17 protein-coding genes are annotated in these 18532 nt (G+C 68.6%); 7 read left to right on the forward strand and 10 right to left on the reverse strand.

The genetic code is table 11. The features are described 5' to 3' along the window. The first annotated feature begins 119 nt into the window (after positions 1-119). On the forward strand, positions 120-896 hold the full coding sequence (locus ABE473_RS07810; protein ID WP_019183576.1) for an SDR family oxidoreductase: 777 nt from the start codon (positions 120-122) through the stop codon (positions 894-896). Positions 897-968: 72 nt separating this feature from the next. Here ABE473_RS07810 and ABE473_RS07815 read toward each other — a convergent pair whose 3' ends face one another. From ABE473_RS07815 to ABE473_RS07855, 9 genes are all read right to left on the reverse strand, one after another. After that, entirely contained in the window at positions 969-1622 is a 654-nt protein-coding gene (locus tag ABE473_RS07815; protein ID WP_346489068.1) for a DUF4124 domain-containing protein, read from the reverse strand. Positions 1623-1647: 25 nt separating this feature from the next. Beyond that, positions 1648-2451 (reverse strand): DUF4124 domain-containing protein, encoded by an 804-nt coding sequence (locus ABE473_RS07820; RefSeq protein ID WP_346489069.1) that lies wholly within the window; start codon positions 2449-2451, stop codon positions 1648-1650. A gap of 43 nt (positions 2452-2494) precedes the next feature. After that, positions 2495-3055, reverse strand: a complete 561-nt coding sequence (locus tag ABE473_RS07825) for a Sua5/YciO/YrdC/YwlC family protein (protein WP_346489070.1) — start codon at positions 3053-3055, stop codon at positions 2495-2497. A gap of 64 nt (positions 3056-3119) precedes the next feature. Then, on the reverse strand, positions 3120-5627 hold the full coding sequence (locus tag ABE473_RS07830) for a DNA topoisomerase I (protein WP_346489071.1): 2508 nt from the start codon (positions 5625-5627) through the stop codon (positions 3120-3122). Positions 5628-5821: 194 nt separating this feature from the next. Continuing rightward, positions 5822-6730, reverse strand: a complete 909-nt coding sequence (locus ABE473_RS07835; protein ID WP_346489072.1) for an RDD family protein — start codon at positions 6728-6730, stop codon at positions 5822-5824. 45 nt (positions 6731-6775) lie between these two features. Next, entirely contained in the window at positions 6776-7513 is a 738-nt protein-coding gene (locus tag ABE473_RS07840) for a GYF domain-containing protein (RefSeq protein ID WP_346489073.1), read from the reverse strand. Positions 7514-7551: 38 nt separating this feature from the next. Beyond that, positions 7552-8025 (reverse strand): DUF494 family protein, encoded by a 474-nt coding sequence (locus ABE473_RS07845; RefSeq protein WP_088433666.1) that lies wholly within the window; start codon positions 8023-8025, stop codon positions 7552-7554. Positions 8026-8067: 42 nt separating this feature from the next. Next, positions 8068-9207: a DNA-processing protein DprA gene (dprA, locus tag ABE473_RS07850; RefSeq protein ID WP_346489074.1), complete on the reverse strand. Its 1140-nt coding sequence runs from the start codon at positions 9205-9207 to the stop codon at positions 8068-8070. A 74-nt stretch (positions 9208-9281) separates the two neighbouring features. Continuing rightward, positions 9282-10412, reverse strand: a complete 1131-nt coding sequence (locus ABE473_RS07855) for a LysM peptidoglycan-binding domain-containing protein (RefSeq protein WP_346489075.1) — start codon at positions 10410-10412, stop codon at positions 9282-9284. Positions 10413-10538: 126 nt separating this feature from the next. Between ABE473_RS07855 and def the strand changes: the two genes are divergently transcribed. From def to ABE473_RS07880, 5 genes are all read left to right on the forward strand, one after another. Beyond that, the gene (gene def, locus ABE473_RS07860; protein ID WP_176988070.1) at positions 10539-11051 is read left to right on the forward strand and encodes a peptide deformylase; all 513 of its coding nucleotides are present in this window, start codon (positions 10539-10541) and stop codon (positions 11049-11051) included. Positions 11052-11150: 99 nt separating this feature from the next. After that, complete coding sequence (gene fmt, locus ABE473_RS07865; RefSeq protein ID WP_346489076.1) at positions 11151-12074, forward strand: methionyl-tRNA formyltransferase; 924 nt, start codon at positions 11151-11153, stop codon at positions 12072-12074. 1 nt (position 12075) lies between these two features. After that, positions 12076-13419, forward strand: coding sequence for a 16S rRNA (cytosine(967)-C(5))-methyltransferase RsmB (gene rsmB / locus ABE473_RS07870; protein ID WP_346489077.1), 1344 nt, complete (start codon positions 12076-12078; stop codon positions 13417-13419). A gap of 26 nt (positions 13420-13445) precedes the next feature. Beyond that, the gene (locus ABE473_RS07875; RefSeq protein WP_346489078.1) at positions 13446-15167 is read left to right on the forward strand and encodes a glycosyltransferase family 39 protein; all 1722 of its coding nucleotides are present in this window, start codon (positions 13446-13448) and stop codon (positions 15165-15167) included. A gap of 111 nt (positions 15168-15278) precedes the next feature. Next, complete coding sequence (locus tag ABE473_RS07880) at positions 15279-16574, forward strand: O-antigen ligase (protein WP_346489079.1); 1296 nt, start codon at positions 15279-15281, stop codon at positions 16572-16574. Here the strand turns inward: ABE473_RS07880 and ABE473_RS07885 are convergent. Further along, positions 16559-17377, reverse strand: a complete 819-nt coding sequence (locus ABE473_RS07885) for a glycosyltransferase family 2 protein (RefSeq protein WP_346489080.1) — start codon at positions 17375-17377, stop codon at positions 16559-16561. The genes ABE473_RS07880 and ABE473_RS07885 overlap by 16 nt on opposite strands. On the opposite strand from ABE473_RS07885, the gene ABE473_RS07890 reads away from it, so the two are divergent. Continuing rightward, positions 17376-18434, forward strand: coding sequence for a CDP-glycerol glycerophosphotransferase family protein (locus tag ABE473_RS07890; protein WP_346489107.1), 1059 nt, complete (start codon positions 17376-17378; stop codon positions 18432-18434). The two genes, ABE473_RS07885 and ABE473_RS07890, sit on opposite strands and share 2 nt — an antisense overlap. The last annotated feature ends 98 nt before the right edge of the window (positions 18435-18532 follow it).

Below are 18532 nucleotides of genomic sequence, written 5' to 3' on the forward strand. Positions count from 1 at the left end.
AGTGTCCCACCGCCTCGCGCATCGCGCGTGATGGCCTCCGGTGCACGGGCCATCGCGCGTTATCCTATCCGGGCAGCACCGTGGGTGCCGCATTCCATGGATCACCGCAGGAGAAGGGCGTGAGCGCGCAACGTTGGCGACTGGATGGACAGACCGCATTGATCACCGGCGCCAGTGCCGGCATCGGCTTGGCGATCGCGCGCGAACTGCTGGGCTTCGGTGCGGACCTGCTGATCGTCGGCCGCGATGCCGATGCACTGGAAATGGCCCGCGACGAACTGGCCGATGCCTTCCCGGACCGCGAGATCCACGGCCTGGCCGCCGACGTCTCCGATGACGAGGATCGTCGCGAGATCCTGGACTGGGTGGAAGACCATAGCGATGGCCTGCACATCCTGGTCAACAACGCCGGCGGCAACATCAGCAAGCCGGCCACCGAATACACCGAAGACGAATGGCGCGGGATCTTCGAGACCAATCTGTTCTCGGCGTTCGAGCTGTCGCGCTACGCGCACCCGCTGCTGGCCCGGCACGCGGCCTCGGCGATCGTCAATGTGGGCAGCGTCTCCGGCCTGACCCATGTACGCAGTGGTGCGGTGTACGGCATGACCAAGGCCGCGATGCACCAGATGACCCGCAACCTGGCCGTGGAATGGGCCGAGGACGGCATCCGCGTGAACGCCGTGGCGCCGTGGTACATCCGCACCCGGCGCACCTCCGGGCCGTTGTCCGATCCGGATTACTACGAGCAGGTGATCGATCGCACCCCCATGCGCCGCATCGGCGAACCCGAAGAGGTGGCTGCGGCCGTGGGCTTCCTGTGCCTGCCGGCGTCCAGCTACGTCACCGGCGAGTGCATCGCGGTGGATGGCGGGTTCCTGCGCTACGGGTTCTGAGCCGGCCAGCGGCCGGCACTACCGGTCACAGGGTGCGCGGCCGAACGCGGTCATGACACACGGTGAATCCAGTCAGGGCAGCGGGCAATCGCTCTCGGCCAACACCGCTTCCAGGCGCGCGCGCTCGGCGGTCGCGGCCGCCTGATTTTCCGGCGCGGCGAAACGTTCGCGGCCGCGCGCATCGCGGAAGCGCTGCTGCCAGCTGCTGCAGCGCTGGGCCTCCGCCACCGGCGCGCAGACATCGCGCACGACTTCGCAGCTGGCCGCATTGCTCGGCGCGCTGCTGCCGCCCAGGCCGGTGATGGCCAGCGACTCGCAGCGCGACGGCGCCGGTTCGCGTTCGTGCAGGTAGCGGTTGCCCTCGGCGGAGACGCACTGATAGATCTCCGGCAATGGGGGCTTGGCCGGCACGGTGTCGTCGGGCCCGGCCGTCGGCGCTTCCGGGCGCAGCGCCGCGCTGTCGAGCAGGCCGCTGTCCTCGTCACCGTCCTGCGGCAACGGCGGCATGGTGTGACGGGAGGTGGGTGCGACCGGTGTGGACGGCACGTCGGCCGGTGCGCGGACCGGTGCGCTGATCCGCTGGATGCGCTGCTCGCTGCCGGCCGGGCAGGCCACGCTCTGGATGGTCAGGTTGCCGCCCGCATCGGTGCAGCGGAAGAACACCGCATCGTCGGCACCCGCCGGCAGGGGCACGAGCAACAAGAGCAGCAGGAACCGTCGTTTCATCGCATCAGTGTAGAGCGCGGCGCGCTCAGTGGCCGCCGCAGTCCTGGTCCAGGCGCGCATCGATCCCGCGTTGCTCGCGGGTCAGCGCGTCGCGCTCGCCCTGCAGCGCGCTGTTGTAGCGGCGGATCAGGTCCCAGCGCCGGTCCTTCAGCCGCGAGCAGACTTCCTGCGCGGGCAGCGCATGGCATTCGTCGCGGACCAGCACGTTGCCGGCCGGTACCACTACGCTGTTCTCCACACCCGGGTACGGATAGCCACCGCCTTCCCACTGCGAGCTGCCACCCCCGATGTTGATGCTGCCGCCCACCCGTGAGCCGCCGCCACTGACGGAGAGCGAGCCTCCACTGCTGCGCACCGCGCCGCTGCCCATCGGCATGATCGGTGGCAACGGCCGTGAGGGCGGGTAGCCGCCGGGCGGTGGCCGCGGGCCGGGCCGATAGGGCAGATAGGCATTGGTCCAGATCGGCACCCAGCGCGGATTACCTTCGTTGCTGTCGCTCACATAGGTATCGCCATCGCTGGTGGTGCATTCGTACATCGGCTGCGGCGGCTGTACATGCACGTAGCGCACTTCGCGTTCGGGCGCGCGCGGGGCAGGCGCCGGGTCGGGCGTACGGTCGCTGCGCACCACCTGCGGCGCCGGGTCGCGCGGGCGCTGCAGGTCGCGGACTTCCTGCCGGCCTTCGCGACACGGTGCGTCCTGCAGCGAGACGGCGCCGTTGCTGCCCACGCAGCGGTAGACGCGCACATTGTCGGTCTGCGCCGCGGCGGGCACGACAGGGCTCAGCAGTGCGAGCAGGGACAACCACAGGGCAGGGCGCAGGGTCATGCGCGCAGTGTGCGGGTTTGGCCGCCGTGGCGCAAAAGCCGGCTCAGCTGCGCAACACCTGGCCGCTGAGCGCATCGCGGATCGGCGTGGGTTGCGCCAGGCCACCGGTGTGGCCATCGATCAGCCCATCGAGCAGGGCCAGCAGGCGCGGGTCCAGCTCGGCGCGGGTGCGGGCCGGTGGCTCGCCGGCGAGGTTGGCGCTGGTGGAGACCAGTGGCCCGCCCCAGGCCCGGCACAGCGCGGCAACCAGCGGGTGTGCGCTGATCCGCACCGCGATGCCGCTGTGCTCGCCGGTGATCCAGCGTGGCGCACGTTTGCCGGCCGGCAGGATCCAGGTGTTGGCGCCGGGCCAGCTGGCCAGCACCACGTCCTGGCGGTCCGGCGGCAGGGCATCCATGCACACCCAGCCGTCCAGTTGGGCCGGATCGGCGGCGACCAGGATCATGCCCTTCTCGACCGGGCGCTGTTTGAGCTGCAGCAGCTTCATCACCGCCGCCTCGTGCGCGGGATCGCAGCCCAGGCCCCAGACCGCTTCGGTGGGATAGGCGATCACCCCGCCGGCGCGCAGCGCAGGCAGGGCGGTGTCCACAGTGAGTTCGTTCATGACAGGCAGGCCGGATGCATGGCCCGCATTATCCTCCCGCCGTGGCGGGAGGGGTCAACCAGGCTCAGGGAGCCGCGACCTTCTTGACGGCCTTCTTCACGGTCTTCTTGGCCGCTTTCTTGGTGGCCTTCTTCGCCGTGGCCTTCTTCGCGACCTTCTTCACCGCGGCCTTCTTGGTGGCGGTCTTCTTGGTCGCTTCGCCCGCGGCGGCTTTCTTGGCCGGTGCCTTCTTGGCCACGACCTTCTTCGCGGCCTTCTTGCCGAAGCCCTTGCGCACCGGCTTGCCGGTGTCTTCCATCAGCTTCTGCACTTCGGCCAGGGTCAGCGACGCGGGCTCGCGATCCTTCGGGATCTTGCCGTTCATCTTGCCGTCGCTGATGTACGGGCCGAAGCGGCCGTTGAGGACCTGGATCTCGCTGCCCTCGAACTCCTTGATGATCCGGTTGCGCGCGATCTCTTCCTTCTCTTCGATCAGGAACACGGCGCGGGCCAGGTCGATGGTGTACGGGTCGTCTTCCTTCTTCAGCGAGGCATAGGTGCTGCCGCGCTTGGCGAACGGACCGAAGCGACCGATGCCGACGCTGACATCTTCCTCCTTGTCCTGGCCGAGCGCGCGCGGCATCAGGAACAGCTCCAGCGCGTCTTCCAGGGAGATGGTGTGCATCGACTGGCCCGGGCGCAGCGAGGCGAACTTGGGCTTGTCCTCGGCGTCCTCGGCGGTGCTGCCGATCGCCGCGTACGGCCCGAAACGGCCCAGGCGCACGCTGACCGGCTTGCCGGTCTTGGGGTCGGTACCGAGCTCGCGCGCGCCACTGGCTTCGGCGCGGTCGACCGATTCGTTCTTTTCGCCGACCAGCTTGTGGAACGGTTCCCAGAAACGTGCCATCAGCGGGATCCAGTCTTCCTCGCCACGCGACACCGCATCGAGCTCGTCTTCGAGCTTGGCGGTGAAGTCGTAATCCACGTACTGGGTGAAGTGGCTGGACAGGAACTTGGACACCGCACGGCCCACGTCGGACGGGCGGAAGCTGCGGCCTTCCATTTCCACGTATTTGCGGAACAGCAGGGTCTGGATGATCGAGGCGTAGGTCGAGGGACGGCCGATGCCGTACTCTTCGAGCGCCTTGACCAGCGCCGCTTCGGTGAAGCGCGGCGGCGGCTGGGTGAAGTGCTGTTCGGCCAGGATGCGCTCGAGCGGCACGCGGTCGCCGGGCTTCATCGCCGGCAGCTTGCGGCCTTCATCGTCGTCCTCGGCGCTCTTGTTGTCCTTGCCTTCCTCGTACACGGCGAGGAAGCCGGGCACGACCACGGTGGTGCCGCTGGCGCGGAACACGTGCTCGCTGCCGGCCGAGAGGTCCACGCTGACGGTGTTGAGCGTGGCCGGGATCATCTGGCAGGCGACGGCGCGCTTCCAGATCAGCTCGTACAGCTTGCGCTCGTCATCGGTGAGGAAGCGCGCCACCTGGGCAGGCGTGCGCAGCGCCGAGGTCGGGCGCACGGCTTCGTGGGCTTCCTGGGCGTTCTTGGATTTGGTCTGGTAGGTGTTCGGCTGGTCCGGCAGCGAGCCGATGCCGTAATCGCGCGCGATCACGTCGCGGATCTCGGCCAGCGCGTCCTGCGAGAGGTTCACCGAGTCGGTACGCATGTACGAGATCAGGCCGACGGTGCCTTCTTCCTCACCGATCGCCATGCCTTCGTACAGCTTCTGCGCGACCTGCATGGTCTTGCGCGTGGTGAAGCCGAGCTTGCGCGAGGCTTCCTGCTGCAGCGTGGAGGTGGTGAACGGCGGCGCCGGGCGGCGCTTGCGCTCCTTGCTGACCACGTCGGTGACATGCAGGGCGCCCTGGGCCGCCTGCTGGATGCGCATGCGCGCGGCCTCGGCGGTGTCGCCGTCGGTCACGGTGAACTGTTCGAACTTCTGGCCGTCCAGCTTGATCAGGCGCGCATTGAAGTGCTGCGAGGGATGCGCGCACAGCGCATCGATGCTCCAGTACTCGCGGGCGATGAAGGCTTCGATCTCTTCTTCGCGCTCGACGATCATGCGCAGCGCCGGGCTCTGCACGCGGCCGGCGGACAGGCCGCGCTGCACCTTGCGCCACAGCACCGGGGATAGGTTGAAACCGACCAGGTAGTCCAGCGCGCGGCGCGCCTGCTGGGCATCGACCAGGTCGCCGGCGATCTCGCGCGGGTGGCCCATCGCTTCCTTGATGGCGCGCGGGGTGATCTCGGTGAAGACCACGCGCTGCATCGGCTTGTCCTTGACCAGCCCGCGTTCCTTCAGGATTTCGGCGATATGCCAGCTGATCGCTTCACCCTCGCGATCCGGATCGGTCGCCAGGAAGATGTCGTCGGCGGTTTTGGCCGCCTTGACGATGGCATCGACGTGCTTCTCGTTCTTCTCGATGAGGTCGTAGCGCATCGCGAAGTTGTTGTCGGGATCGACCGCACCTTCCTTGGGCACCAGGTCACGCACATGCCCATACGAGGCCAGGACAGTGAAGTCCTTGCCGAGGTATTTGTTGATCGTCTTGGCCTTGGCGGGCGATTCGACGATGAGCAGGTGCTTGGGCATGGCGTCAGGATTCTATGGGCAGGGCCCCGGGGAGGGCCGCTAGGGTGGAGCAAATGGCCGCATTAGTGAAGCGGCGCGGGCGATATACATAAACCGAACGCCCGGGGGTGGGCCGGGCGTTCAGCTTTCTGCCTATTAGTGGAATCACGCCGGGACCGCTCATGTCAAGCGGCCCGGTGTGAGGACGGCTCAGATCAGGACATCGAGGCGATCACGCCGATCATGGCGATCATCACGCCGAACAGGGCCACCACGGCCAGTGCGGCGATCACCAGGATCACGATGGTGACCGTGCCCAGGCCGCGCTGCTGCAGCTCGGGATGCTCGGTGAAGGCCCACTTGTCCACCACCAGGGTGTCGCACATCATGTCGTGCAGCGCCTGCTTGCGCTCGGTGAAGGCGGCCATGATGAAACCGATCATCAGGATCAGGCTGCTGACGATGGTCGCCAGGTACCGGCAGAAGGCCCGCAGGAAGCTGATCCGCTCGCCATTGCCGCGCACCACCTTGATGCCGACCGCCATCTTGCCCAGCGTGGCCCCGCCGCGCGAGGCGTGGAAGCCGGCGTAGTAACCGATGCTGATGACCAGGCTGAGCAGCATCACCACCAGCGTCAGCGCGACCTGCACGCCTTCGTTGCCCGAGCTGGCGCCCATCACGTTGATGATCATGCTCAGCGGCAGGGTGACTACGGTGAGCAGGATGTAATCGATGAAGTAGGCGGCGTAGCGCTTCCAGAAACCGGCATACACCACGTCCTGGCCGTCGACCACGGCCGAACCGGCATAACCGGTGGCCGCGGCAGGCGCGGTATACGGCGAGTAGGTGCCGCCACCGGTGCCCGGCAGCGGCGCGGTGCCGTTGTCGATCGCGGTGTAATCCCCGCGCAGGTCGATCCCGTTGCCGAGGTTGCTGGCCGCCGAGGTCAGGTTCTGCAGCTGCAGCTCATCGACGGCCTCGGACAGCGGCGCCCACTGCGCGAACCCCTCGCGCCACACCAGCGTGGCCAGGGTGATGTCACCGCGCTGGAAACGCTGGCGCATGTCCTCTGCGCTCAGCGGTCCCTGACGTTCCTGGCCATCGGCGAAATACCACTCAGTCATTGCTTCAATCCCCTGTTGGGTGCATCCATGGACATGCGTCCGTTATCAGCCGCGGCATTCCAGCGGCAGGTACTTGTCATCGGGCTCGCCGCTGCATTCCCAGTGCCCGGCGCCGTTGTAGTCCAGCCACAGCAGCTTGCCGTCCAGCGAGGTGCTGCCCGGGACGGTCAGCTCGGCTTCCACCCCGCAGTGGCCGTTGTCGAAGCGACCGATGCGCACCGCACCGATGGCACCGTCGGCGTAGCTTTCGGCCGGCTGGAAGCCTTCGTCATCGTTGACCGGGCAGCGGCCGTACTCGTCGTGGAATCCAGCCACCGCAAGCTTGATCGGGGCCAGCGTCACCAGCGCATCGCTGGTCTTGGACCGCGCGACGTACTCCTGATAGACGGGCAGGGCGATCGCGGCGAGCACGGCGCCGACAATGACCACCAGCACCCCGATCACGGCCGCGATGATCCCCACGATCGCGCAGCCGCTCAGGCCCTTGCGGGGCGGCGGAACGACAGCGGGGTCGACGGGAGTGACGGGAACGGCCGGTGTGGCGGGAAGCGCCGGCGGCACGGCGGGGCCGGGCTCCGGCGCTGCTGCCATCTCGGCGACAGGCGCGATCTCCAGGCCGATCTCGGCCGCCACCGTTTCCAGCGGCTGCCACTGGGCCATGCCGTCGCGCCAGACCAGCGTATCCAGCGCGATGCGGCTGGAACGGTAGAGCGCGATCAGTTCGTCAGCAGGCAGCGGACCGCGCTGCTGACTGTTTCCTTCTGCAAAGAACCACTGGTCCACGGGCCCGCTCCTGAATGCGCAAGGCGCTCAGTGTACGGTCAGTGAAGCGGTTCCGGCTCGTCCACGAACATCTGGGTTTCCATCCAGGCGTACGCGGCCTCGGCCCCGGGCTGGTTGAACAGCACCATCAGCACGACCCACTTGAGGTCGTCCAGGTCCAGTTCGTCCTGGTCCAGCGCCATCGCCCGGTCCAGCACCAGCTCGCGCTGGCTGGCGTCGAGGATGCCGTGCTGCTCCAGGAACATCAGGAAGCCGCGGCCTTCCACGTCGAGCTTGTCCAGCTCGGGGCCATGGAAAATCCGCACCGGGCCATTGACGCGGCCCAGCACGACGGCCGGCCGCTGCTCGGCGAGCGCGTCCAGCCAATCGAAGGCTTTGTTGATCTCGGTGGGGCTGAAGCCAGCCTGGATCAGGCCGTTCTGGAGGGAATCGCGGTCGCGGATGAGGTCCGCGTCTTCGCTGAAATAGTGTTCGAACAGGTACAGCAGGACATCCAGAATGCTCTCTTTCATTGCCCCTCGGCCTGCGTCAACGACGCTGTGGAGGTGAAGAAACTAGGGTTTTCGACAGTAGCGACCATGGGCGGCCATTACCTTTCCATCCAGTTCCATGACCAGCAGCATGGCCGACAGCTGGGCCGCCGTCAATCCGCTGCGCTGGATCAATGAATCCATACCCGTTGGGTCGTGATCCAGTGCTTTCCACAAGCACTGGTAGTCCGGGTCGGTGTAGGAAGGGGCGCGCTCGGGCGCCGGTCGTGCCTGTTCAGTGGGGGCGTCCAACCGGGTTCGCAAGGCCCCGGCCAGGGTCTGGGCCAGGGCGGCCAGGCCGGCAGTCACCTCGGCCGGTTCCTCGACCAGCGCCGCGCCCTGCCGGATCAGCCGGTGGCAGCCGCGGGCCCGTGGGTTGCGGATCGAGCCGGGCAGGGCGAACACCTCGCGGCCCGCCTCGGCGGCGCAGCGGGCGGTGATCAGCGCGCCGGAACGCTGCGCGGCCTCGATCACCACGGTGCCGAGGCTGAGCCCGGCGATGATCCGGTTGCGCGCGGGAAAGTGCGCCTGGATCGCCGGCATGCCGGGTGCGTATTCGCTGACCACGGCCCCGATAGCGGCGATCCGTTCATGCAGGGCGGCATGCCGGGGCGGATAGGTCTGGTCCAGGCCGGTGGCGACGACGGCCACGGTCATGCCGCCGGTCACCTGCAGCGCGCCGTCATGGGCCTGGGCGTCGACCCCGGTCGCCAGCCCGCTGATGACCGACCAGCCGTCCGCGGCCAGCGCGGTGGCGAAGTGATGCGCGTGCTCGCGACCGCCGGGGGAGGGCGAGCGGCTGCCGACCACCGCCACGGCCGGATGCCAGAGCCGCGCCGGGTCGCCGTCGACGAACAGCGCCACCGGCGGTTCCTCGATCTGGGCCAGCAGGGCCGGGTAGTCCGGATCGGTCAGCCCGAGCAGGTGATGGCGATCATCGACCAGCCACGCCAGGGCATGCGCCAGATGGCGCTCGTCCGGCAGGGCCAGCCGGGCGCGTTGCGCGGGCGTGCAGCCGGCGGCCCGCCAGGCGGTCGGGCCGGCCCGCAGCGCCGCTGCGGCATCCGGAAACTGACGCAGCAGGCGCAGGCGGGGCGGCAGCGCACCGCCGGCCAGGACCAGGGTGAGCAGGGCGGTGGACGAGGCCAGGCAGGGAATAGGCATCCCTGCAGCGTGCGGCGCAGACGACGACGGCGCCCTAGGGCGCCGTCGAATGGAAGCGTAGGACTCTGCCGCGCTTACTGCTTATCGGGATGCAGTGCCGAATAGCCGACCTTGACCGGCTTGATCCCTTCCATCACCAGTGCGTAGCTGACGTTCTCGAAGGTGCGGAACACCATCGCGTGGGCGGCGTACTCGTCCGGCAGGGTGACCCGGCCGGCGCCGCTGGTCAGCGAATCGTCCATGCGCGACGCGTTCGGGTAGTCCATGCGGTGGGCCACATGGCGGCCCTGGCGCCACAGCGAGAACACCGTGCCGTTGTCGACGCCGTTGGCGCTGCCGGCGGAGATCGCGATCACGTCGCGCGGGCCGCCTGCAGTAAAGGTGTCGGCCACCGCCAGCACGCGGACATCCAGATCGGCGGTCTGCGGGGCGGGCACGTGCGGCACGAACTGCAGGTCGTAGGGGCGGGCCTCGACCGGGACCAGGCGGTCGCCGGCGCGGACTTCACGGCCGTCGACCTGGCCCTGCAGCAGCAGCGAGGTCACCTCGACGTTGCCGCTCTGCACACGGCTCACCGTACCGACATTGATCTGGGCCAGTTCGTAGCCCAGCGTCTGGTGGCGCTTGCTCGGCACGATGAAGGCCTTCCAGACGTTGCCGCTGCCGGGCGTGGTATCGCCGCGGGCGTTCAGGTCTTCGGTCGGCTTGGGCAGGGCGTACTGCACGGTCGGGCGGACCACGGCGTAGCGCTGGCCGACCTGGGCATTCTCCAGGCCCCGCACGTACGCGGTCTGGCCGGTGGTGGCGCGCAGGCGGTTGTCTTCCAGATTGACCACGTAGGGCAGCGACTTGACCTCGTCGACCACGCTCAGCTGCTTCAGGAAGGGCTCGACCTGCTCCAGCGGGACGCCGTTGATCGGGGCCTCCTGGCGCGGGCCGGGCTGCGCCACGACGCGGTCCAGATAGGCCAGGCTCAGCACGTCACCCGGGTAGATCAGGTGCGGATTCTTGACCTGCGGGTTGGCCTGCCAGATCTCCGGCCACAGCCAGGGCTTCTGCAGGAAACGCGCCGAGATGTCCCACAGCGTGTCCCCTTTGCGCACGACATAGGTATCCGGGTGCCCGCCATTCATTTCCACGGCGGTAGCATAGGTAGCGACGGTCAGCATCGCCACGGCGACGACCGTACGAGTTCGTTCAAACATAGATGTGGTGCCTGATTCCCCAACAGGTTCGCGCACTATAGTCCAGAAACCGGGGCGCGGGGCAAGCGTTGGCGATAGAATCGCCCTGTACGCCGCTTCGACCGGCGCCCCCTACCGGTATTTGCCATGGCTCTCCTGCCCATTCTTGAATTTCCCGATCCGCGCCTGCGTACCAAGGCCGCGTTGATGGATGCCGCCGACGTGACCACGCCGGCGTTCCAGACCCTGATCGATGACATGTTCCACACCATGTACGACGCCCCGGGCATCGGCCTGGCCGCCAGCCAGGTCGACGTGCACAAGCGTTTCATGGTGATCGACGTCAGTGAGGAGAAGGACACCCCGATGGTGTTCATCAACCCGGAGATCGTCGCCAACGAAGGCGGCCAGGTCTACCAGGAAGGCTGCCTGTCGGTGCCGGGCATCTTTGCCGACGTCACCCGCGCCAACCAGATCACCGTGCGCTACCTGGACCGCCACGGCGTGGCCCAGGAGCTGACCACCGATGGCGTGCTCGCCGTGTGCGTGCAGCACGAGATGGACCACCTGGACGGCAAGCTGTTCATTGATTACCTCTCGCCGCTCAAGCGCGAGATGGTGCGCAAGAAGCTGGCCAAGCAGCGCAAGCACGTTGCCTGAGGTGTCTGCAGAGACCGCCGCGCGGGTTGACCGCGCGACGGTGCCTGTCGCGCGGCGCCGGATATCGGCGCCGTTTTACGTTCTGTTAGTGGGGTCGCCATGAAGATTGTCTTTGCCGGTACGCCGGCGTTCGCCGTGTCCTCGCTGCGTGCCGCAGCCCGCCACCATGAAGTGGTCGCGGTGTATACGCAGCCTGATCGCCCCGCGGGCCGTGGCCGCGGCCTGGCGCCGTCGCCGGTCAAGCTGGAGGCGATCGCACGCGGTATCCCGGTGTTCCAGCCGGACAGTCTGAAGACCCCCGAAGCCCAGCAGCAGCTGCGCGACCTGGCCCCGGACCTGATGGTGGTGGTGGCCTATGGCCTGATCCTGCCCAAGGCCGTACTGACCATCCCGACCCACGGCTGCTGGAACGTGCATGCCTCGTTGCTGCCGCGCTGGCGCGGTGCCGCGCCGATCCAACGTGCGATCCAGGCCGGCGACGTCGAGACCGGCGTGTGCCTGATGCAGATGGAAGCGGGGCTGGATACCGGCCCGGTACTGCTCAAGCAGCACATCGCGATCGGCCCCAACGATACCGGCGGCCAGCTGCACGACCGCCTGGCCGCGCTGGGCGAGCAGGTGTTGTCCGATGGCCTGGGCCTGCTGCGTGCCGGCATCAAGCCGATCGCGCAGTCGCAGCCCGAGGCCGGCGTCACCTACGCACACAAGCTGGACAAGGCCGAAGCCCGCCTGGACTGGGCGCAGGACGCCGACGCGCTGGCGCGGACCGTGCGTGCCTTCAATCCCTGGCCGATCGCCGAGGCGATGCTGGCCGGCGAGCGCGTGCGCATCCACGGTGCGATCGCGCTGGATGACAATCAGGGCAAGGCTCCGGGCACGCTGCTGGGCGCGTCGCGCGACGGCATCGACATCGCCTGCGGCCAGGGCGCGCTGCGCCTGCGCGTGCTGCAGCGCGAGGGCGGCAAGGCGATCACCGCCGCCGACTACCTCAATGCCCGTCGCGACCTCGGCGTGGGTGCCTGAGATGACCAACGCGCGCTCCGGCAAGCCTGCAGGCCCCTACACCGCCCATACCGCCCCCGGCGTGCCCACCCGCGTGCTGGCCGCGCGCGTGCTGGCCCAGGTGATCGGACGTGGCCGCTCGCTCAAGGCCGAACTGGCCACCGCCCTGCCGACCCTGGACGACAGCCGCGACCGCGCGCTGCTCGAGGCGCTGTGCTTTGCGGTACTGCGTCGTCGCGCCGCCTATGACGCCGCGCTGGCGCAGTGGATGCCGCGGCCGCTGAGCGTGCGTGAGGACGAACTGCGCGCGCTGCTGCTGGTCGGCTTTGCCCAGCTGGATGCGCTGGAACTGCCGGCGCACGCCGCGCTGTCGGCCACGGTCGACGCTGCGCGCGCGATGGGCCGTGATCGCCAGGCCGGCATGGTCAATGCCCTGCTGCGCCGCGCCCAGCGCGAAGGCATTCCGCCGCTGCCCGCGCGCGATGCGTTCCCGCTGTGGATGGCCGAGAAGATCGAACAGGATTGGCCGGAGGAGGCCGATGCCGTGTTCACCGCCAGCCTGCAGGCCGCGCCGCTGTGGCTGCGGGTCAACCGCCAGCACAGCAGCCGCGAGGCGATGCTGCAACAGCTGGAGGCGGCAGGTATCGCGGCCGAGGCATCGAGCGTGGGAGCCGACGCGATCCGTCTGCCGGTGCCGGTCGCCGTGTCCGCGCTGCCCGGTTTCGCCGATGGCGCGCTGTCGGTGCAGGATCTGTCCGCCCAGCAGGTCGCCGATGCGCTGGCGCCGCGCCCGGGTTCGCGGGTGCTGGATGCCTGCGCCGCACCGGGCGGCAAGGCCGCACATCTGCTGGAACGCGATCCGACCCTGCAGCTGCTGGCGTTGGATATCGATGCGCGCCGGCTCAAGCGCATCAGCGAAACGTTCGTGCGTACCGGCGTCGGCCAGAACGCGAAGGTGCTCGCGGGTGACGCGACCGATCCGGCCAGCTGGTGGGACGGGCAGTTGTTCGACACCATCCTGCTCGATGCGCCGTGTTCGGCCACCGGCATCATCCGCCGGCAGCCGGATGTGCTGGCGCATCGGCGCGCGACCGACATCGAGGCGCTGATGGCCTTGCAGGCCCGCCTGCTGGATGCCTGCTGGACGATGCTCACCCCGGGTGGAACCCTGCTGTATGCGACATGCTCGATCCTGCGCGATGAAAACCAGTTCCAGGTCGAAGCCTTCCTGCAGCGCACCCGGGACGCGGGCTTCCTGCCGCTGGGCGAGGCATATGGCCACGATTCCTGGGCCGGGCGCCAGCGCCTGCCCGGTGAGGACGGTGCTGACGGCTTCTTCTATGCGCGTCTGCTAAAGAAGGGTTGAACCGAACCCGGCTAGAATCCCGCCCCATGCTTAAAAACCGCGCATCCCGAGAGTTCTGGCTGCTTGCCCTGATGGCCCTGCTCGTTCTGGGGGCCGGCCTGGGCATGCGTGACCCGTGGCCGTCCGACGAGCCCCGCTTCGCGCTGGTCGCCAAGCAGATGGTGGACAGCGGCGACTGGCTGTTCCCGCATCGCGGCACCGAGCTGTACTCAGACAAGCCGCCGATGCTGATGTGGTCGCAGGCCACGCTGTACTCGCTGATCGGCGACTGGCGGGTGGCCTTCCTGCTGCCGTCGCTGCTGGCCGCGCTGGGCACGCTGGCCTGCGTCCACGACCTGGGCCGGCGCCTCTGGACGCGGCGGGTCGGGCTGTATGCCGCCTGGGCGCTGCTGTTCGCGCTGCACTTCAGCTTCCAGTCCAAGAAAGCGCAGATCGACCCACTGGTGGTGTTCTTCATCACCCTGGCCAACTACGGGTTGCTGCGTCACCTGCTGCTCGGGCCGGCCTGGCGCTGGTGGTGGCTGGGCTGGTTCGCCGCCGGGCTGGGGGTGATCACCAAGGGCGTCGGCGTGATCGCATTGCTGATGATCCTGCCGGCGGCGGTAGCCTCGGTGCTGGGTTGGCCGCGGGTCAAACTGCATATCCGCGACTGGCGCTTCTGGGTCGGGCCGCTGGCCTTCGTGCTGGCGATCGCGCTGTGGCTGGTGCCGATGGTGGTGACCGCGCTGGGCAGCGGTTCGGCCGAGTACCGCGCCTATCTGGACGACATCCTGTTCCGGCAGACCGCCAAGCGCTACGCGCAGTCCTGGGATCACCACCAGCCGTGGTGGTATTTCCTGGGCACGATGCCGTCGATGTGGATCCCGGCCTTCCTGGCGATTCCCTGGGCCATCCCCGCCTGGCGCCGACGCCTGCAGCGCCGCGATGCGCGCTACCTGCTGCCGTTGGTGTGGTGGTTGCTGATCGTGCTGTTCTTCTCGATCCCCAACGGCAAGCGCGACGTCTACATCCTGCCGGCGCTGCCCATGTTCTGCCTGGCGCTGGCACCGCTGCTGCCCGGGCTGCTGCGCAAGCGCGCTTTCCAGTGGTTGCTCGGCGGCTTCGTGGCCCTGCTGGCCGCGGGCCTGCTCGGCATCGGCATCTCGATGCTGCTCGGTCAGCCGGGTTTCGAGCGCAAGCTGATCCTCGACCGCGGCATCGACACCGCGGTGACCTCCGGCCTGGGCTGGGTGGCGGTGTCGCTGGGCTGCTGGGCCGTGCTCACCCTGTGCATCGCCGGCGTCCGCCGCTTCCATCTGGCGGTGGTGGCGACCCTCACCATGGCCTGGGTGGCATTCGGCCTGATCGGCTATCCGCTGTTCAACGACTCCAGCTCGGCACGGGGCCTGATGCAGCAGGTCGGCCAGCGCATCGGCCCGGAGGCGGAACTGGGCCTGGTCGCGTGGAAGGAGCAGAACCTGCTGATGGCCGACCGCGATGCCGTGACCTTCGGGTTCAATCGGCGCTGGGACCGGCAGCTGGTCGATGGTGTCGCCTGGCAGGCGGCCCAACCGCAGCAGCGCTGGCTGCTGGTGCAGGAAGACGCGCTGCTGGCCTGCGTGGACCGCACCAGCGCCGAACTGGCCGGGGTCGCCAACCGTCGCCGTTGGTGGTTGGTGAGGCCGGGCGATATCCATGGGCCCTGTGTCGCCAGTGCCGAAGAGCAGGCACGCGAACGCGCACTGCACCGGATCGACGGCGATGAGTGAATTCTGCAATGCTGGCCGCCTCCTCGGGCGGGTACCGCAGGTCCGTGGGCGCCGGTTGCGTCCAATGCAATCACGGGCGTGCGTGCCTGGGTGTGGCAATCGAGGTTGGCAATGACGTTCTCCCCTGCATCCGAGCCGGCCACGCCTGTCTCCCTGCCGCCGCTGCAGGGGCGTGCCGGCGTGGCCCATTGGATCGCCACCGTGGGCCTGTTCTGCATGCCCGCCCTGGTGCTGACCCTGCCGCAGAACCTGCTGCCGTACGGCATCCTGCTGCTGCTGAGCACACTGCTGGCGCCGGACTATCTGTGGCGCGCGCGTGGCCTGGCCGGGCGGCCGGTGAAGGTGCTGGCCTGGCTGGTGGTGGCCGCGATCGCCTTCGCGCTGCTCTCGATCCATCTGTTCGAGCAGGGCCTGCGCGATATCGACAACCGCTCGCGGTTCGTGGTGATTCCGTGGATCGCGCTATGGGTCTGCGCCCTGCGGCCGGACATCCGCTGGTTGTGGGCGGGCGCCGTGGCCGGCCTGCTCGGCACGATGGTGCTGTCGATCCTGCAGGTGGCCGGCGGCGCCCCGCGTGCCGACCTGAGCACCAATGCCATCGTGCTGGCCGACATCGTGCTGGTGCTGATGGTGCTGCTGGTGTTCTGCCGGCCGCATCAGCGCTGGACCTGGGTGATCGTGGGCATGGTCGCCGGCTGTGTGACCATCGTGCTCAGCGGCAGCCGCGGGGTCTGGCTGGCGCTGCTGGCGCTGCTGGTGGTGATGGCGATGAGCCTGCGCTGGCGCACCGGCCGTGCGCGCCTGGGCGTGCTGCTGGCGCTGGTGGCGATCGCGGGCACCCTGACCCTGACCATTCCGAGCCTGCGCGAACAGGTCCGGCTGACCGAGCTCAAGCACGACGTGGTGCGGATGGAGCGCGGTGACAGCGATTCCTCCGCCGGCGCGCGGGTGGAGCGCCTGCAGGTGGCCTATGAAACCTTCCTCGACCATCCGCTGACCGGGGTGGGCATCGGCCACTTCGACAGCGCCATGCAGCGCCTGCCGGTGTGCCGGGACGATCCGGGCGAGCAGCGCTGCCACCTGGGCCACGCGCACAACGATCTGGCCGAGTGGGCTGCGACCCAGGGCGCCCCCGGCCTGCTGTTGCTGCTGGCCATCTATGGCGTGCCGCTGTGGGTGTTCACCGGCCTGCACCGGCGCAGCGGCGAGCAGACCTTCCGTGGCCCGGCCGCCGCCGGGATCATGGTGGTGGTGACTTACGTGCTGTGCGGGATCACCCAGTCGATGTTCGCGCACCAGATCACGGCCAGCTTCTACGTCACCATCGTCGGCCTGCTGGCCGGCCTGTCGATCGTCCAGGGCCACACGCGCCGCCTGGCGCTGGCCCGGGCTCAGGCCCCGGGCTGATCCCGCGGCGGGTCGATGACCGGCTGCCCGTTCTGCAGCATCCACAGCATGATGGTCTTCTGGCGCACGTAGTTGGCGCGCACGTAGGCGTAGACCAGCCCGTGCCAGCCATCGCGGAAGCCGCCACGCAGCAGCAGCCCGCGCCAGAACCGCCACGCCGGGGCCAGGATCAGCTTGGGCAGGGTGGCGCGCTTGCCGCGCGCGAACTCGTGCTCGGCCATCATCCGCGCATAGCGCTGGGTCTTGAGCAGCTGCTGCTCCAGCGAGCGGTAGGGGTAGTGGATCAGGTCGCCGCGCAGTGTGCCCACCGCGCCATCGACACTGGCCGCCTCATGGATCTCACGCTTGCCACGCCAGCCGCCGTGGCGGCGGTCGAACAGGCGCAGGACCCGGTCCGGGTAGGCATTGCCGTGCTTCAGGAATTTACCGAAGTACTCGGAGAGCCGTGCGAACCGGTAGCCGTGGTGGCCGGCGAACCCGCTTGCCTGGGTGGCCAGGATCGCCTCGCGCAGGGCGTCGCTGATGCGCTCGTCGGCGTCCAGGCACAGCACCCAGTCATGCGAGGCCTGCTCGACGCAGAACGCCTTCTGGCTGCGGAAGCCATCGAACGGCCGCTGCAGCACCCGCGCCCCGGCGGCCGTCGCGATCGCCACCGTGGCATCGGTGGACTGCGAGTCCACGACGACGATCTCGTCGCAGAAGGCCAGCGAGGCCAGGCAGTCGCCGATGCGGTCGGCTTCATTGAACGCGATAATGCAGGCCGAAATGCGAGGCCGTTCAGTGGGAGCGGTCGAGGAGGACATGATGGCCGAGTACCTGCTGTTTGCGACGGAGCGTTATGCGCTGCCCATTCTCGCCCCTCTGGCGCAGGCGTTGCACGCATCCGGTCAATCGGTGTCGGGTTGGTTCGCCGATGGCGCCACTGGCGCGTCGCTGCCCGGCGTGCCCAATATCGGGCTGAAAGAGGCCCTGGCCCTGCGCCCGCGCGCGGTGTTCAGCGCGGCCAACTGGGTGCCGCCGTTCATCGCCGGGGCCAAGGTGCAGGTGTTCCATGGCTTCAACGTGCAGAAGCGCGACAGCGCCCGTGGCCACTTCCGGGTGCGCGGCCTGTTCGATCTGTACTGCACCCAGGGCCCGGCCACGACCACCCCGTTCCGCGAGCTGGCCGCGCGCGAGGGGCACTTCGCCGTGGCCGAAACCGGCTGGCCCAAGCTGGACCCCTTGTTCCGCGACGACGGCGGCCTCAGCGCAGGAATGCGCGTGCCTGCACAGGGTCGCCCGGTGATCCTGTTCGGCTCGACCTTCACCGAGCGGCTGAGCGCGGCGCCGCATCTGTATGACGCGATCGCCGCCGACATCGCCCGCGGCGACCACTACTGGCTGCTGACCCTGCACCCCAAGTGCGCCCCCGAGCTGTTCGAGCGCTACCGCGCGCTGGCCGGCGCGCATGCGCGTTTCATCGAGCCGGAGCAGGTGATGGCCGCGCAGCGTGCGGCCGATGTGCTGGTCTCGGACACCTCCTCGATCGTGTCCGAGTTCATCGTGCAGCACAAACCGGTGGTGACCTTCCGCAACCGGGTTCCGCAGCCGCATATGCTCGATTTCGACGATGCCACGCAGCTGCCGGTAATGCTGGCCCAGGCGCTGAATCCCGCCCCGGCGTTGATGGCCGAGATCCGCCGCTATGCCGACACCATCCATCCGTTCCGCGATGGGTACTCCTCCGAGCGGGTGATCGCGGCGACCGAGGATTTCCTGTCCGGTGAACTGGGCACGCTCAAGCGCAAGCCCTTCGGCGCGTGGACGCGCGGCCTGCAGATCCGCAGGGATCTCGGGTATTGGGGCCCGGCGAAGCGGTAAGGCAGCGTTTGCGATGCCTGCCGGGATGGCGAGGAGCCGGCCAGCGGCCGGCACTACCGGGCAGATCGACGCGGATGCACATCACCCGGTAGATCCCC

It is taken from the genome of Stenotrophomonas sp. TWI700 (assembly GCF_039673645.1).
Classification (GTDB): Bacteria; Pseudomonadota; Gammaproteobacteria; order Xanthomonadales; family Xanthomonadaceae; genus Stenotrophomonas; species Stenotrophomonas maltophilia_AA.